The organism is Bradyrhizobium sp., assembly GCF_035935975.1.
Lineage (GTDB): Bacteria > Pseudomonadota > Alphaproteobacteria > Rhizobiales > Xanthobacteraceae > Bradyrhizobium.
Genome location: NZ_DASYWN010000013.1, coordinates 1 through 15094, shown reverse-complemented (window position 1 = coordinate 15094; position 15094 = coordinate 1). Strand labels below are relative to the sequence as shown.

Sequence of the window (15094 nt, the reverse complement as noted above, 5' to 3'; positions counted from 1 at the left end):
GGCTCGCTCTTGTTATCGATATCACTTGTTGCGGCGGCTCTTGATGACCGCCTCCCCATGGCCGTCTGTTTACCCGACAGAAGTAAATGGCTTCTTGGACAATTCAGATAAAATTGGACCTATCTCCGCATTTTCGCGGCGCTAGAGCCTGATCGTGCCGTCGTTGATCTTGGTAAACGTCCCGGCATCGAGCGCGGCATAGGCGCCGGATCTCGGGTCGAGCATGAACAGCGGATCGGCAATCGCGGCGGGATCAAATCCCTCGCGCGCCAGCTCGCCCTTCTTCTGCTTGAACGTCTCGGTCGCATCGAGCTCGCGCGAGATGCGGATGAAGACGGGACGGGCATAGGTAGGCAGGCGTTGCGCGAGATGGGCGGGCAGCGCGTCGATGTCGAAGCCTTCATTCACGACGATGGCGCTCATGCCGGCGCGACCGTCGGTCCCGGGGATGCTGACGCCGTAGGTGGTGGCGTCGATCACGCCGGTGAAGTCGCGCACGGCGTCGTTGACCTCCGAGGTCGCGACGTTCTCGCCCTTCCAGCGGAAGGTGTCGCCGATCCGGTCGACGAAATGGAAGAAGCCCTTGTCGTCGAGCCGCATCAGATCGCCGGTACGGAACCAGGCATCGCCCTTGGCGAAGACATCGCGCAGGATCTTCTTCTCGGTCTCGCCCGCATCCGTGTAGCCCTCGAAGCGGCCGCCGCCTTCATCCGCCTTGCCGATGCGGCCGATGGCTTCGCCGGCCTCACCGCGGGCGCAGGCGATGCAGAAGCCTTCTTCGTTGCGCAGTGGCGCGCCGCTATCTGGATCGAGCTTGACGATGCCGGCGGGAAACCGATGCGCGAGCAACGGCGGAATACGGCCGATTGCGCCCGGCTGGCCCTCGACGTTGAACAGCGAGAAATTGCCTTCGGTCGCCGCGTAGAATTCGAGGATGCGCGGGAGGGCGAAGCGCGCCTGAAAGTCCTCCCAGATGTCACCGCGCAGGCCGTTGCCGCAGACGAGCCGCAAGCGATGGCGGTTCTCGTATTCCGACGGCGGCGCCTTGAGCAGATAGCGGCAGAGCTCGCCGATATACTGGAACAGCGTGCAGTCGTGCCGCACGACGTCAGGCCAGAAATTCGAAGCCGAGAATTTTTCCGCGATCACCACCGAGCCGCCGGCGGCGAGCATGCTGCAGGGCGCGACGATGCCGCCGACCGAGTGGAACAACGGCAGGCAGTCATAGAGCCGGTCCTGCGGCGTGGCCCCGGTGAGACCCGCGAACCAAAAGCCCCAGTTGAGGATGCGGCGGTGGCTGATGCTGGCGGCCTTCGGCAGGCCCGTGGTGCCGGAGGTGTAGATCAGCAAGGCGCGATCGTCGATGGTGACGCCACCGTGCTCGTCCGGCGCAAGCGGAGCGTCGTCCAGCGCGGCAAGCGCGACGTCGATGGCGCGCTCGCCGCGGGCATCGCCATGGGTCCAGACTTTTGCCTGCGTGTTCAGGTGCGGGGCTGCGTTCTCCAGCGTCCCCGTCAGCTCATGCGCCACGATGATGTGCCGCGGCCCGGCGACGTTGAGGCAATGTGCGAGCGATGGACCGATGAGCTTGGTGTTGATCAGTGCGACCACGCCGCCGACGCGGCTGATGCCGAGCCAGGCCGCGACATAGTCGATGCCGTTCGGCATGATCAGCGCGACGGTGTCACCCTTGGCGACGCCAACGGACCGAGCCCAACGCGCATAGCGGCTGATGCGCTTCGACAGGCCGTCATAGTCGAGCGCTTCATCGTCCGTAACCAGCGCGACGCGATCGGGCTGGCGCCGCGCCCAATCGTCGACGACGTCGGCGAACAGCCGGCCCGGCAGCGTCTCGATCCGTGCGGTGAGCTCGATCGCCTTCAGCCAGATTTTCGACGCGGAAGGTGCGCGCGCGGCTTTCGGCTGCGTGATGACGCCGGTGGACATATCGTTCATCTCTTGACGAGTTCTTGGGCGATCTCTTGGCCGATCTCTGCTGAGCTTCCGGCAGAATAGACCCGCGCGCCCTGCCCAGGTGTTAAGAGACAAGGTAAAACCCGGTTAGTGCGGGATTAACTCTAGTCATCCTTTACCAAGCCGACGGGATCGACGTGCGACCTTCCGCGTTTCTTGCGATAGCAAATCCAGCCATTCGGGCGCGCAGCGCGCGTCCCCTCTCTTCGCGAGAGATGAACTGGAGGCCGCAATGATCACCAAGCGCCATTTCCTTCAGACCGCCGCCTGCGCCGCAGCGGTGCTCGCTGCGCCGCGCGCCTTCGCCATCGGCGATCCCTCCTATCCCTCACGCAGCGTGAAATGGGTGGTTCCCTACGCGCCGGGCGGCGCCACCGACGTGCTGTCGCGGCTGCTGTGCCAGCGCCTGTCCGACCGGCTCGGCCAGACCTTCGTGGTCGAGAACAAGCCCGGCGCCGGCAGCAATATCGGGACACAGGCGGTGATCACATCGGCGCCCGACGGTTACACGCTGCTGCTGACCTCGACCGCGAACGCGATCAACGCCTCGTTCGATCCGGCGCTGCCCTATGACTTCGCCAAGGGCATCGCGCCGGTCGCGGGCGTGGCGCGGATTCCGCTGGTGCTGGTCGTCAACAACGATCTGCCGGTGAAGACCGTCGCCGACTTCGTCGCCTACGCCAAGGCCAATCCCGGCAAGATGTCGATCGCCTCCTCCGGCATCGGCACCTCGCTGCATCTGTCCGGCGAGCTGTTCAAGTCGCTGGCCGGCGTGCAGTTCACCCACGTGCCGTACCGCGGCTCGGCGCCGGGCCTGACCGACGTGATGAGCGGCCAGATCCAGGGCATGTTCGACAACGTCACCTCGTCGTTCGAGCTGGTGCGCGCCGGCAAGCTGCGCGCGCTCGGCGTCACCACGCGCGAGCGCTCGGAGATTTTGCCGGAGGTGCCGCCGATCGCGGACACGCTCCCCGGCTACGAGACCTCGTCGTTCTACGGCGTCGGCGCCCCGCACGATACTGCGCGCGAGATCGTCGACCTGCTCAATCGCGAGATCGACACCGCTTTGTCCGACGCCGAGATCAAGGCCCGCATCGCCGAGCTCGGCGCGATCCCCCTGCACGGCAACGCCGGCGAGTTCGGCAGCATGCTGACGGCCGAGACCGACCGCTGGCGCAAGGTTGTCGAGTTGTCGGGGATCAAGAAGGAGTAGGCCAAAAGAGGGAATAGGCTAACGCGACGGCCGGCCTCGCGAGGCTAGGCGCCGGCGGGTAAACAGGCTATTGTCTTGCTACCTAACGTTGTCGGAATTGCGATAGGGAGGCAACCGTGGTTCTCGACCCCTCACAGATTCCGGTCAACGTGACGCCGTTCGACGAGCCGCTGGATAATTTCGCCGGCCGGCTGAAGGAGGGACAGGTCAAGGTGGTCGCGATCGGCTCGTCGACCACGGCGGGCGAAGGGGGCATCACGCCCTATCCGCAACGACTCCTGGCGGACCTTCGGATTCAATACCCGAAGGTCACGATCGATGTCGTCAACCGTGGCGTCGGCGGCGAAGACGCTCCCATGGAGCTCATGCGCTTCCAGCACGATGTCTTCGACCAGAATCCGGATCTCGTGATCTGGCAAGTCGGCACCAATGCGGTTTGGCAACAGAACCCGCCGTCCTTCAAGGACACCACGAAGGCCATCTCCGATGGCGTCGACCAGTTGCTGGCGAAAGAGCGGATCGACGTGATCCTGATGGACCTGCAATATGTGCCGGCGCTGCTGACGCCGGCGAAGGAGAAGAGAGCGATCGACATGGTCGCGATGATCAGCGAGATCGCGCATGCGAAGGGCGTCAACGTCTTCCGCCGCTTCGAGCTGATGCAGGGCTGGCACGATATCGCAAAGATCTCGTTCGACCGGATGGTCGATCCGGGCGACGACAAAAGGCTGCATGCAAGCGACTGGACGACGGACAAGATGACCTGGCAATTGACCGCCGCGATCGACGCCGAAGTCAAGAAGGCGCAGTCCTCCTGAGGTACACGCGGCAACTCAGCCCGCGTTGCCGCTCAGTGCCAGCCGCCTCGCCGGTGGCGCGGGCGCGGCGGCGGACTGACCGGATAATACGGATTGAGATCGCAGCTCGCGGAGCGACCTGACGCGGTGGCGCGGCATTGCGGCAGCGACGTGAACGAGCAATCGTACCACTCCCCGCCTCCGCCGTTCGCGCCGGAATAGACGTGCATGCAGACGGGAAAGTTCGGATCGAACGTCTGCGCATGCGACGGCGCGGCTGCGAGCAGCGCACCGACGATCAAAGCCAGGCCGAATGAGCGACGCATGACGGATGCTCCTGCCCGCCGCCGCGCGGATCAGTACTGCGGCTTCTTGTGACGCTTGCGCGGAGGCGGCGGCGGTTCGTCGAACGCGTAATAGGGGTTGACGTCGCAGCTCGCGGAGCGGCCCGACGCCGTGGCGCGGCACTGCGGGATCGAGGTGAACGAGCAATCATAGTAGTCGCCGCCACCGCCCCAGCCGCCGGGCGTGTACACGTGCATGCACACCGGATAGCGCGGATCATAGGTCTGGGCGCGCGCATCTGCCGCAGCAAACAGCGTGACAATCGCGGTGAGGGTCAGGATCGGCAAACGCATGAAGACTTCCTCGAATCGATAGCGCCGGCGGATCTGATGCCGACGGCCTCCTATGGCACAACACCTCGGCGGAGGCGACTGTTCCTGGGGACAGATGACGGCAAGGTGAGTGCGATCTCGCAACGCACGCGTCATGGCCGGCTTGCCCCGGCCATGACAAAGCGGCGTCAGCCCAGGCCCTGCAGCACCAGCCGGTTCAGCCTCGCCGCAAACGCGGCCGGATCTTCCGGCAGTTCGCCATCCAGGATCTGCGCCTGTTCGAGCAGGAGCAGGCTGAGATCGTCGACGGACTTTGACCCCGCCTGCGCCCTGGTGATCGCGCCCACCACCGGATGGCGCAGATTGATCTCGAGCACTGGCCTGGTGCGCATGCCGCGGTTCTGCTGCGCCAGGATGCGCTCGAGCTCGCGACTCGGGCCCTGGCTGTCGGCGACGAGGCAGGACGCCGAGCTGGTGAGGCGCGTCGACGCCTTGACGTCGCTGACGCGCTCGCCGAGCGCGGCCTTGATCACGGCGATGGTCGCCGCTTCATCGGCGACGGGCTCGTCCTTCTTCGCCTCGTCGGTCTCGTCGACGCGCGGGATCAGGTCGAGATTGAGATCGCCCTGGCTCAGCGACTTCAGCGGCTTGCCCTCGAACTCGGTCGGCATCGAGGTCCAGAAGGCATCGACCGGATCGGACAGCAGCAGCACCTCGATGCCGCGCGCGGCCGCCGCTTCCAGCCGCGGATTCGACTTCAGCCGCTCCAGGCTGTCGCCGACGAGATAATAGATCTCGGTCTGGTTCGGCTTGAAATCGGCGACGATCTGCTTCAGCGAGCGCTTCTCGCCCGACGTGGTGGTGAAGCGCGACAGCGCCAGCAGCTTTTCGCGCCGCTCGAAATCCTCGTAGATGCCTTCCTTCAGCACCGCGCCGAAGGCGTCCCAGATCTTGGTAAAATTCTCCGGGTCTTTCTCGGCGAGGCTTTCGAGCTCGGACACGACGCGGGTCGCCACGGCCTTGCGGATCTGCGCCAGCTGCGGATTGTTCTGGAGCATCTCGCGCGAGATGTTGAGCGGGAGATCCTCGCTGTCGACCACGCCGCGGATGAAGCGCAGATAGCCCGGCAACAGATCGGCATCGTCGGTGATGAAGACGCGGCGGACGTAGAGCTTGACGCGGCCCTTGCGGTTCGGCTCGAACAGGTCGAACGGCTTCGTCGACGGCGCGAACAGCAGCACCGCGTAGGAGTAGCGGCCCTCGGCACGATAATGCAGCGTCATTGCGGGATCGTCGAAGGCGGAGGCGATCTGCTGATAGGCCTTCTTGTAGTCGTCTGCCGTGAGCTCGGATTTCGAGCGCTGCCACAGCGCGCTGGCCGAGTTGATCTGGCGCGGCTCGCCCTCTTCCGGCACGAGCTCGATCGGGAACAGGATGTTGTCGGAATAGGCACCGACAATGCGCTCGATCTCAAAGCTCTCGAGATATTTCTTGGCGTCGTCCTTCAGGTGCAGGACGATCTCGGTGCCGCGGGTCAGGCGCGCGGCTTCCTCGTCGCTGGCCCGTGCGATCTCGAAGCCGGAGCCGCCGGAGGACGTCCAGGTCCAGACGTCGCTCTCGCCGGCACGCCGGCTGATGACGACGATCCTGTCGGCCACCATGAAGGCGGAATAGAAGCCGACGCCGAACTGGCCGATCAGGCCGAGCCCGTCCTTGGCCTCCTTCAGCTTCGACACGAAGGCCTTGGTGCCGGAGCGGGCGATGGTGCCGAGATGGTCGATCAGCTCCTGCCGCTCCATGCCGATGCCGTTATCGGCGATCGTGAGCGTTCCCGCGGTCTTGTTCGGAATGATACGGATCTTGAGCGCATCGCCCTCGCCCAGCAAAGCGGGAGTGGCGATCGCCTCGTAGCGCAGCTTGTCGCAGGCGTCCGAGGCGTTGGAGACCAGCTCGCGCAGGAAGATGTCGGTCTCCGAATAGACGGAGTGCACCATGAGGTGCAGAAGCTCGGAAACCTCGGCCTGGAAAGGCTGCGTATGCACAGCCGTGTCTGACGTCGTCATGCGTTTACCCGGTCAATCAGAAGTGGAGAAAACCGGGATATAACGCGACGGGATCAGGGATCAAGTGGACGCGAACGATCGCCCTCCCCAGGGTGGGCGATGGGTCGGTGGGGCTGAATGGCTGCCAGCAGGCTCAGGTCACGCAGCGGCCGGGCTGGAGCAGCTTGGCGACCTCGGTCAGGGAGCTGACCATCGGCTCGCAGGCGATGGGCCGGTTGCGGCCCTGCTTCTGGAGCAGCGACGGCGGCTTGGCATTGCCGGTCTCGATCACCGCGGGGACCCGCAGCAGCACCGAGGTGTCGGCAAGCTCGGTCAAGCGCATCGACACGGTGCGGGTGGGAACCGCCGACGGCTTGATCTCGGCAAGCCGGTCGGTCTTGCCGGAACGATTGACGTTGTGGCTCGGCTGGTCCGCGGCCGCCTGCGTGCGGTCGGCCAGATCGTGGCCGGAGGCTAGCTGAACGGCGCCGACTTGTACGGCACAAAGTGTCGCGGCAATCGCGACGGCACCAAAAAATACCTTTTGAATCTGTGACATGGCTGTCGATCCCTCGCCCCATGGCGATCGCGGGAACAACGCGAGGACAGGAGCGGGAGTTCTCAGCCGTTAAGATCACTTAACCGTGTACGAAAAAAACACACCCTGAAAAAAATTCTGCAACCGGCTGGAACGACTCCAGCACCTGAGAGTCGTCTCAACAGCCGGCTATTCCCCCCTGCCCCATAAGCCGGCGACGTAGGGCGCGACTGTGGTGATGCCAGTCGCGCCTTACTTTTTTCTCGAAACATTGAGATCGCGCGGTTCCGGTTTTTCTTCGGAAAGAACAACCGGAAGCTGCGCGTCGGCGTTTGCTCAGGCGGTCAGCAGGGCTTTGACATAGTCAGGCCTCAGCGGAATCCGCCGGGCTGGTTTGCCTGTCGCATCCAGGAAGGCGCCGGCAATTGCCGGCGCGGCCAGGGCGTTGGCGCTCTCGGAGCCTTGCCCGTAGACCCCGACGTCCGGCCGGGGCGCCAGCACCACCTTCACATCGGGCATCTCCGCCATCGTCAGGATGGGATAGCTGCTCCAGTCTTCCGAGGTGATCCCCTTTTCATCGAACGCGACCTCCTCATGCAGGGTCTGGCTGACGCCCATCAGGCTGCCGGCCTGGACCTGGCGTCGGAGCTGCAGCGGATTCACGACGATGCCGGGATCGACAACGATGGTGAGCCGCTCGACCCGCACCTCGCCCTTGGCGGGCGAGATCGCGATGTGGGCGGCACAGGCCCAATAGCCGTTGTCGCGCAGCATGATCGACACGCCCTGGCCGCGTATGACCGCCTCGCCATTGGCCCGGGCGCCCGGGGCGGGTATGCGCCGCGTCACCCAGCCGCTCTCTTCGCGCAAGCGCGCCAGAATGGTCTTGAACCGCTCGTCGCTCACATGATCGATCCGGAATTGCAGAGGATCAGCGCCTGCCAGGGCGGCCGCCTCCGTGATCGCCACCTCACGCGGAAAGTTCTGCTGAAACTGGATCGGCGTGCGCATGCTGTGATCGCGCAGGCCGACGCCGATCGGCGATTCTCTCTCACCGATCTGATAGGTGCCGTGACCGGCTTCCGCGACGTTGGGCACAGCGCCATAGACCCAGCGATCCACGACGCTCATCGCGGCACTGTGTATCCGGGAGGGGTTGGTTGGGCTTGGCGGATCGATCGTCGGCAAGCCCGCGAGAATGGCACCGATGGGGCGATCGTCCTGCATCGGCGGACCCTTATGGTCCGCGCGGTAGGATGCCATGCGTCCGCTGGCATCGAGGCCGATCGAGATGTCGGCGTAGGACGGGGATGACTGGGTGGACCACTTCATGTCGTCGGCCCGCATCCACTGCACGCGGACCGGACGGCCCAGTTCCCGGGACAGCAGCACGGCCTCGTCCTCCGACCCGGCGTTGCCGCCGTTGGACCGGCCGAAATGCCCCGGACCGGGATAGGTCCGGATCACCACCGCGTCTTCGGATTTGGCCAGCATCTTCGCGATGAGGCGCCGCAGGAATTGCGGATTCTGGCTGTGGGTATGCACCGTCACCGAGCCGTCCGGGCGCACGTCGGCCAACGACACCGTCGGCCCGATCGGCGCATGCTTCAGGAACGGCATGAAATACGTGCCTGAATGAACCTTGGCTGCGGCGACAGCGGTATCGCCCTTGTTCGCGCTGCCTTTCGTGGCGGGGACTTCGTCCCATTTGACGTTCTGGCGAAGGTGATCCAGCAGCCGGGCGTGGCCCGGAAGTCCCTTCCAGTCGGACCATTTGGTGTCACTGGCGACCTGCATGGCCGCTTGAACGGCTTCCCATTCGTTGGCCGATACCACGGCCACGAGATTGCCGATCACCACGACATGCGCGCCGGGAAACTGGGCCTTGTCCACCTTGCCCACAGTAAGCAGCTTCGAACCCAGCGTCGCTGGATGGATCGCACGGGCATGCAGCATGTCCGGCAGCTTGACGTCACCGACCCACATCGTCTCACCCGAGATCTTCGGCCGGACGATGCTATTCTTGTAGGGCTTGCCGACGATCGTGTAGGCGGCCGCAGGCTTGAAGGGCGGGCTGCCCTGGACCTGAAGGCCGAAAAACTCCGTCAACTCGCCGCTGACGGGAATGGTCAGGCGCAGATCCTGGCCCGCGACCAACCGGCCAAACGTGACCGATTTCCCGCCGCCGGAAACCACGCCATCCGCCACCGACAGGCGATCGCGCGGAACGCTGAGCTGCTGGCTGGCCAGATCGAGCACCGCCTCGCGCGTGTAGGCGGCGACCTTGCGCAGGTTCAGGACGTTGTTGCGCAACAGGCCGAAGGTCCCGCCGCCATCAGGCGAGCGGTCGGTATCGCCCGACACCACCGTCGTGATCGCCTCGAACGGGACGCCGAGCTCCTCCGCCACGATCTGGCGATAGGCGGTATAGATCGAGCTTTGTCCGAAATCGCATTTGCCGGTGCGGATCACCACGGTATCGTCGGCGTGGATCTCGATCCATGACGCCGGCCGTGCCGCATCAAGTGAAGCACCTGGGCCAGGGGCGGCGACCGACGATTTCATGCCGAGCGCGACGATCATCGCTCCACCCGCCGCGAGGAATCCCCGCCGGCTGAGCGAGGCGGCAGGAATGCCCGTATCGATCGATCCGCTCATCCCTGATCTCCATCGGCCATGATGCTGGCGGCACGGTGCACACCTTCGAGGATCGCGGCATAGCTGGCGCAGCGACAGAGGTGGGGAGATGGGCCGGAGCTGGTCAGCGCCTCCTTGATGTCGTCATCACTCGGCTTCGGATTGTGCTCCAGCAATTCGGTGACCTTGATCATCATGCCGAACTGGCAGATCCCGCATTGCGGGACCTGCTCCTCGATCCAGGCCTCCTGCACCGGGTGCAGCGTCCTGGCCGCTCGCTCAGGGGACAGGCTGCGCTGCTTCGCCCAGCGGGCTGGCAAACCGTCGACCGTCGTAACCTCCTTGTCGGTGACGGAATCGACCGGCGTGATGCAGGAACGGATCTCCTCACCATCCAGCAGGACCGAGCACGCGCCACACTGCGCCAGGCCGCAGCCGAACTTGGGAGTCATCAGGTTCAGCTCGTTGCGCAGGACATAGAGCAGCGGCGTGTCGGGCGACGACTGCACCTGCCGCTTCTCGCCGTTGACGACGATTGTGATCATACCATCTCCATGGCGTCGGGGTCGGACGCATGCACGTGCGCCGACAAGCATGGAGCGAATTATAGGTGTGCGGCGCAGACGCGATTAGCCAAGGCAGATGGAATGACGCTATGAGCCACATTCATGAATGCGGCTGCGACGTCTGGCCGGCGTAGCGGGCCCGAAAGGAAACTGCCTTCCGGAGATAAACTCGTCGCCGCAAAGAATCTATCTTCGTTCGCGGCTCACTTCCCCGCGAGCCATTCGCGCCCTTCGCCATAGAGCTTCTCGACCTCAGGCCCGATCAGGCCCGGCATGTCGCGCTTGACCTTGTAGCCGATCAGCTCCTGCATATAGGCGAGATGGCGATAGCCCTCAGGGAGCGCAGCCAGCGCCGTCTGGTCGAGACGAAGCGTGGCGGCGGGATCGACCGGGTCGATCCGGTCCTTCTCGTAGATCGGCTGGCGGCGGACGATGCCCCATTTACCGATGCCTGATTGGTCTTGCCGCCTCTCCAGGAAATCGTAGAAGCGCCCGGTGCAGACGACGTCGCAGAGCGCGTCATGCACGAGAGCCCGCTGCGAGATCGTCATCTTGGTCTGGGCGATGGCCCGCTCGCCGGCGAGGTCGATGCTGGTGCCGCCGAGGAAATGCAGGATGCGCACGCCCTTGGCAAAGCCCTCCTGGCTGACGCGCATGAAATCCCGCGCCGGTCCCTGAAACCAGGTGGCGGACATCCAGCCCTCCTCGTGCCAGACGGTCGCGAAGCGCTCCCAGTCACCGGCGTCGCGCCACACCGCCCAATTCTCGACGAGGTCGCGGATGGCGAGGCGATCGAGGAGTTGCTGGTCCATGGCGCTAAATCTCCTGGCGGCTTGGCGATGGCTGTCATCGCCCCGAAATATCAACGGGGCAATGAAGCTGCCGTCAAGCACGCGATGCTTCGCGGCCGTTCGAATTGCCCACAACGCGGCAAGCGCGATACGGGCAGCAAGGCTTGCAATCAACCTGATGGCGATTAGTATCCACGTCGATGCAGATGAAATTCCCCTTGCTGGCCGCGCTCCTCGGATTGCTCGCGGCTTTCCCCGCGCATGCGCAGACTGAATCGCAGAGCGAGAGCATCAAGGCCTGGAAGGCAAGGCTGTCGACACACATAGCCGGCTACCGGCTATTTCCAGCTGAGGCACTGGGGCAAACCGGTGAGGCCAGGGTAGGCTTCGTCATCGACCGGTCCGGCAGATTGGTCTCGCGGGCACTGGCTGCGAAGACCGGCTCGCGATTGCTCGACGATGCTGCGCTGGAGATCGTCACCCGTGCCCAACCGTTCCCGGCGCCGCCTTCGGAGCTGAAGGAAGAGACTTTCTATTTCGTAGTGCCGATTGTCTTCAACGGCCGTCAATTCCAGGTGCCGACCAACGGGCTGGTGCTGAGCACGCCGGCTTCCGGCTTCGCAGAGTCCGAGGCTATGGCCGCATGGCGCAAGGCGGTCACCGAGCACGTCCGGCGCAACATAGTGTTCCCCGCGAAGGCGATCGGCCAGCGGGGTGATGCGGGCGTCATCTTCGTGGTCGATCGTTCAGGCAAATTGATCTCGAATGCGTTGGTGGAAAGCACCGGCATCGCACCACTCGATGCGGAGACGCTCGCGATGGTCGAGCGATCCGCACCATTCCCCAAGCCGCCCGCCGAAGCGAAGGACGATCTGCAAAGAGTGACAATCCTCTTGACTTTCGACGGGACGCCGCGGCCCGCGGCGGGGCCGTCGCCGGAGCGCGAAAAATTTCTCCAATCCTGGATCGATGACCAGGCCAAGCTGAACGCGAAATCCCCCGGGCCGAGCGATACCAAGCTCAATTCCATGCTTCGCAGCATTTGCCGGGGCTGCTGAGGCAAGGCAGAACAATTCGCCGCCACATGCAAAAACGGCGCGCCTTGCGACGCGCCGTCCTCGTGTTCGATGGAGGCCTGGTTACGCCGCCGGCGCCTTGTTATGCCGCCGGCGCCTTGGGCGTACGATTTCGCGAGTTGCGCTGGAAGAACAGCGCCTGGCTCGCCACCGCCGACACCATCGCGGGCTGGAACGGCTTTGAGATCAGGAACGCCGGCTCGGGGCGCTCGCCGGTGAGGAAGCGCTCCGGATAGGCGGTGATGAACACCACCGGCACCTCGAAGGTACGCAGCAGCTCGTTCACCGCGTCGAGCCCCGACGAGCCGTCGGCGAGCTGGATGTCGGCGAGGATCAGGCCGGGCCGCTTGTTCTTGGCCAGCGCCACCGCGTCGGCATGGGTGCGCGCGACTCCGACGACGTTGTGGCCGAGATTCTTCACCAGGCTCTCGAGGTCCATGGCGATGAAGGTCTCGTCCTCGATGATCAGCACGTCGGTGGCGATCTCGGCCGCCATCTCGCGTCCGGCGGCGTCCGCAAGCCGCCGCGTCTCGGCGACGTCGGAGCCGAGGACGTAGGCGACTTCCTCCTCCGAGAATCCCTCGAGCGAGAGCAGCAGGAAGGCCTGCCGCGGCAGCGGCGTGATGTTCGACAGCCGGCGCTCGGGCGGCATCGGTAGGGTCGTCACCTCGGAATCGTCATTGACGGAGACCGAATTCCAGATCTGGGTGAACAGCCGGAACAGGCCGGCGCGCGGCCCATGGCTCTCGTCGAGCACCGACGGATCCCCCAGCATGGCTTCCAACATGGCTGCAACGTAGGCGTCTCCGGAGGCCTGGCTGCCCGTCAGGGCGCGCGCGTACCGGCGCAACAACGGCAAGTGTTCAGCAACAAGCTGTGAACGGGACATCCCCACTCCATTCATTTCGGGCCAACCTTGCGAACGCGGGGGGCCCGGGTTCCCCTGCTGGGCTGTTTACGCCTCAGGCCAAGAAAAGTTCCGCCGAGGGGGGAACTTTTTATCGAACCTGGAATTGTGCCTATCCAGGGAACGGCTCCCGGTTGAGAAAACTTCTCGAATTTACAGTCACTTAACTCGGGGAAACGTGGAACAGGTCATGAAAGATCTCAAGTCTCAAGCCAGCAAAAGCACGACCCCCGGCAAGGGAGGGCTCACTCCGGAGATTCAATCCCGGATCGGGCATCAGCTCCGCGCCATGTACGACGACGTCGTGCGGCAGGGGGTTCCAGATCGGTTCGCAGAACTGATCAAGAAGCTTGATGCCCAGGGAGCGGCGCCCCAAGTTGAAAATGACGGGGGCTCAAACGACAACAACAATGGGAGGGATTAATGCCTCTCACGGACTCCCTGCGTAACGACATCCTGGCGGCCGTGCCGAGCTTGCGCGCGTTCGCCATCTCGCTCAGTGGCAATGCGGACCGCGCCGACGATCTGGTGCAGGAAACCTTGCTCCGCGCGCTCGCCAACATCGACTCGTTCCAGCCCGGCTCCAACCTGCCGGCGTGGCTGTTCACGATCCTGCGCAACCTGTTCCGCTCCGACTATCGCAAGCGGCGGCGGGAGGTGGAGGATGCCGAGGGCAATTACGCGAAGACGCTGAAGACGCAGCCTTCGCAGAACGCCCACCTCGAGTTCGAGGAGTTCCGCGGCGCGCTCGAGAAGCTTCCGCAGGACCAGCGCGAGGCGCTCATCCTGGTCGGCGCCTCCGGCTTCTCCTATGAGGATGCAGCGTCGATCTGCGGCTGTGCAGTCGGCACGATCAAGAGCCGCGTCAACCGCGCGCGCTCGAAGCTCGCCGCACTGCTCTATGTCGATGGCGCCGAGGATTTCGGCCCCGACGAGACCGTGCGCGCCGTGATCGGCGGCAGCGGCGGATAGCAGCAAGTCACTGATCGAGACGAGACGTGAAGGCGGCTGCTTCTGCGGCCGCCTTTGCATGCGTGCGAAGATCTGACGGCGCGGTTGGTGCCGCGCGACTACTTATCCACGAACGTCACGGTGTCAGCGACGGTTGCGCGCGAGGTGCGGTAGCTGTTGACCTTGTGCGCGTTGTCGGCATAGCCGAACGAGATGCCGCAGACGACGCGGCGATCATCGGGCAGATTGAAGTGGCGCCGGATCAGACCGGAGTGACGCGCCAGTGCCGCCTGCGGTATCGTGCCGAGCCCCAGCGCCTGGGCGGCCAGCATGAAGTTCGAGACGTAAGCACCGCAGTCGATCGCACCGTAGATGCCGAGCGGCTCGTTGGTGTGGATGATGGCGACATGCGGCGCGCCGAAGAAATTGTAGTTCTCCAGCGCCTGCTTGGCGTAGCCGCTTCTGTCGCCGCGGGGAATGCCGAGCGTGTTGTAGAGCTGAAAGCCGCTCTCGCGGCGGCGATCGAGATAGACGCCGACATATTCGCGCGGCGGCGTGAAATCGTAGTCGTCGCCGAGGCCGCCGGAGGCCTCCTTGTAGATCGACTGGCGAAACCGCTCCTTGGCCTCGCCGCTGGCGATGATGACCTGCCAAGGCTGGCTATTGCACCAGGACGCGGTGCGCTGCGCGGTGGTCAGCACATGCTCGATGGTGGCGCGGTCGACCTCCCTGGGAAGGAAGGCGCGGACGGAGTAGCGCTCGTTGAGGAGCTCTTCGAGCACGCCGATGCGGTCTTGGGTCTGGGTCACTTTTGCGTCCATGGATCAGCTCGCGTCGCTTTCTTCGTAGCAACCATTAAACGCCGAGGAGTTTTTCGGTCCACGGCGTGCCTCGTTGCAGGACGGTATTGGCATAGATCAGGAGCTTTCGCGCGCAGGCGATGAGAGCGGCGTTGTGGGCCTTTCCGGCTGCCGTGAGGCGTGCA

16 protein-coding genes are annotated in these 15094 nt (G+C 64.5%); 6 read left to right on the top strand and 10 right to left on the bottom strand.

Annotated elements, in window-relative coordinates; all coding sequences use genetic code 11:
• Positions 1-141: 141 nt before the first annotated feature.
• A complete protein-coding gene (locus tag VGR99_RS05715; RefSeq protein WP_326897344.1) occupies positions 142-1956 on the bottom strand; it encodes a long-chain-acyl-CoA synthetase in 1815 nt (604 codons plus the stop codon).
• A gap of 250 nt (positions 1957-2206) precedes the next feature.
• Between VGR99_RS05715 and VGR99_RS05710 the strand changes: the two genes are divergently transcribed.
• Together VGR99_RS05710 and VGR99_RS05705 are read left to right on the top strand one after the other, a co-directional pair.
• Positions 2207-3187 (top strand): tripartite tricarboxylate transporter substrate binding protein, encoded by a 981-nt coding sequence (locus tag VGR99_RS05710; RefSeq protein ID WP_326897343.1) that lies wholly within the window; start codon positions 2207-2209, stop codon positions 3185-3187.
• Positions 3188-3303: 116 nt separating this feature from the next.
• On the top strand, positions 3304-4005 hold the full coding sequence (locus VGR99_RS05705) for an SGNH/GDSL hydrolase family protein (protein ID WP_326897342.1): 702 nt from the start codon (positions 3304-3306) through the stop codon (positions 4003-4005).
• Between the two features lie 32 nt (positions 4006-4037).
• Here the strand turns inward: VGR99_RS05705 and VGR99_RS05700 are convergent, their stop codons facing one another.
• The 7 genes from VGR99_RS05700 to VGR99_RS05670 form a co-directional block, all read right to left on the bottom strand.
• Positions 4038-4310 carry a DUF3551 domain-containing protein gene (locus VGR99_RS05700; protein WP_326897341.1) on the bottom strand — a complete coding sequence of 91 codons (273 nt, stop codon included), beginning with the start codon at positions 4308-4310 and terminating at the stop codon, positions 4038-4040.
• A gap of 30 nt (positions 4311-4340) precedes the next feature.
• Positions 4341-4622, bottom strand: coding sequence for a DUF3551 domain-containing protein (locus VGR99_RS05695; RefSeq protein WP_326897340.1), 282 nt, complete (start codon positions 4620-4622; stop codon positions 4341-4343).
• Positions 4623-4789: 167 nt separating this feature from the next.
• Positions 4790-6664: a molecular chaperone HtpG gene (htpG, locus tag VGR99_RS05690; RefSeq protein WP_326897339.1), complete on the bottom strand. Its 1875-nt coding sequence runs from the start codon at positions 6662-6664 to the stop codon at positions 4790-4792.
• A 133-nt stretch (positions 6665-6797) separates the two neighbouring features.
• Positions 6798-7202, bottom strand: coding sequence for a hypothetical protein (locus VGR99_RS05685; protein ID WP_326897338.1), 405 nt, complete (start codon positions 7200-7202; stop codon positions 6798-6800).
• Between the two features lie 315 nt (positions 7203-7517).
• The gene (locus VGR99_RS05680) at positions 7518-9839 is read right to left on the bottom strand and encodes a xanthine dehydrogenase family protein molybdopterin-binding subunit (RefSeq protein ID WP_326897337.1); all 2322 of its coding nucleotides are present in this window, start codon (positions 9837-9839) and stop codon (positions 7518-7520) included.
• Positions 9836-10363: a (2Fe-2S)-binding protein gene (locus VGR99_RS05675; protein WP_326897336.1), complete on the bottom strand. Its 528-nt coding sequence runs from the start codon at positions 10361-10363 to the stop codon at positions 9836-9838. Before VGR99_RS05675 ends, VGR99_RS05680 begins: the two co-directional genes overlap by 4 nt.
• Before the next feature lie 224 nt (positions 10364-10587).
• Positions 10588-11196, bottom strand: coding sequence for a nuclear transport factor 2 family protein (locus VGR99_RS05670; RefSeq protein ID WP_326897335.1), 609 nt, complete (start codon positions 11194-11196; stop codon positions 10588-10590).
• 27 nt (positions 11197-11223) lie between these two features.
• Between VGR99_RS05670 and VGR99_RS05665 the strand changes: the two genes are divergently transcribed.
• Both VGR99_RS05665 and VGR99_RS05660 read left to right on the top strand, forming a co-directional pair.
• The gene (locus tag VGR99_RS05665) at positions 11224-11364 is read left to right on the top strand and encodes a hypothetical protein (RefSeq protein ID WP_326897334.1); all 141 of its coding nucleotides are present in this window, start codon (positions 11224-11226) and stop codon (positions 11362-11364) included.
• Positions 11365-11375: 11 nt separating this feature from the next.
• Positions 11376-12233, top strand: coding sequence for an energy transducer TonB (locus VGR99_RS05660; RefSeq protein ID WP_326897333.1), 858 nt, complete (start codon positions 11376-11378; stop codon positions 12231-12233).
• Between the two features lie 100 nt (positions 12234-12333).
• Here VGR99_RS05660 and VGR99_RS05655 read toward each other — a convergent pair whose 3' ends face one another.
• A complete protein-coding gene (locus VGR99_RS05655) occupies positions 12334-13140 on the bottom strand; it encodes a response regulator (RefSeq protein WP_326897332.1) in 807 nt (268 codons plus the stop codon).
• Positions 13141-13348: 208 nt separating this feature from the next.
• On the opposite strand from VGR99_RS05655, the gene VGR99_RS05650 reads away from it, so the two are divergent.
• Both VGR99_RS05650 and VGR99_RS05645 read left to right on the top strand, forming a co-directional pair.
• A complete protein-coding gene (locus VGR99_RS05650; RefSeq protein WP_326897331.1) occupies positions 13349-13582 on the top strand; it encodes a NepR family anti-sigma factor in 234 nt (77 codons plus the stop codon).
• Positions 13582-14130, top strand: a complete 549-nt coding sequence (locus VGR99_RS05645) for a sigma-70 family RNA polymerase sigma factor (RefSeq protein ID WP_220014240.1) — start codon at positions 13582-13584, stop codon at positions 14128-14130. Before VGR99_RS05650 ends, VGR99_RS05645 begins: the two co-directional genes overlap by 1 nt.
• Before the next feature lie 98 nt (positions 14131-14228).
• Here the strand turns inward: VGR99_RS05645 and VGR99_RS05640 are convergent, their stop codons facing one another.
• Entirely contained in the window at positions 14229-14930 is a 702-nt protein-coding gene (locus VGR99_RS05640; protein ID WP_326897329.1) for a nitroreductase, read from the bottom strand.
• Positions 14931-15094: the final 164 nt, after the last annotated feature.

Excerpts from the sequence above, each read along its gene's own strand:
- VGR99_RS05665 (WP_326897334.1), top strand. The coding sequence starts at position 11,224 with ATGGCTGTCATCGCCCCGAAATATCAACGGGGCAATGAAGCTGCCGTC.
- htpG (WP_326897339.1), bottom strand. The coding sequence starts at position 6,664 with ATGACGACGTCAGACACGGCTGTGCATACGCAGCCTTTCCAGGCCGAG.
- VGR99_RS05645 (WP_220014240.1), top strand. The coding sequence starts at position 13,582 with ATGCCTCTCACGGACTCCCTGCGTAACGACATCCTGGCGGCCGTGCCG.
- VGR99_RS05640 (WP_326897329.1), bottom strand. The coding sequence starts at position 14,930 with ATGGACGCAAAAGTGACCCAGACCCAAGACCGCATCGGCGTGCTCGAA.
- VGR99_RS05680 (WP_326897337.1), bottom strand. The coding sequence starts at position 9,839 with ATGAGCGGATCGATCGATACGGGCATTCCTGCCGCCTCGCTCAGCCGG.
- VGR99_RS05710 (WP_326897343.1), top strand. The coding sequence starts at position 2,207 with ATGATCACCAAGCGCCATTTCCTTCAGACCGCCGCCTGCGCCGCAGCG.
- VGR99_RS05695 (WP_326897340.1), bottom strand. The coding sequence starts at position 4,622 with ATGCGTTTGCCGATCCTGACCCTCACCGCGATTGTCACGCTGTTTGCT.
- VGR99_RS05715 (WP_326897344.1), bottom strand. The coding sequence starts at position 1,956 with ATGAACGATATGTCCACCGGCGTCATCACGCAGCCGAAAGCCGCGCGC.
- VGR99_RS05670 (WP_326897335.1), bottom strand. The coding sequence starts at position 11,196 with ATGGACCAGCAACTCCTCGATCGCCTCGCCATCCGCGACCTCGTCGAG.
- VGR99_RS05650 (WP_326897331.1), top strand. The coding sequence starts at position 13,349 with ATGAAAGATCTCAAGTCTCAAGCCAGCAAAAGCACGACCCCCGGCAAG.
- VGR99_RS05660 (WP_326897333.1), top strand. The coding sequence starts at position 11,376 with ATGCAGATGAAATTCCCCTTGCTGGCCGCGCTCCTCGGATTGCTCGCG.
- VGR99_RS05675 (WP_326897336.1), bottom strand. The coding sequence starts at position 10,363 with ATGATCACAATCGTCGTCAACGGCGAGAAGCGGCAGGTGCAGTCGTCG.
- VGR99_RS05685 (WP_326897338.1), bottom strand. The coding sequence starts at position 7,202 with ATGTCACAGATTCAAAAGGTATTTTTTGGTGCCGTCGCGATTGCCGCG.
- VGR99_RS05700 (WP_326897341.1), bottom strand. The coding sequence starts at position 4,310 with ATGCGTCGCTCATTCGGCCTGGCTTTGATCGTCGGTGCGCTGCTCGCA.
- VGR99_RS05655 (WP_326897332.1), bottom strand. The coding sequence starts at position 13,140 with ATGTCCCGTTCACAGCTTGTTGCTGAACACTTGCCGTTGTTGCGCCGG.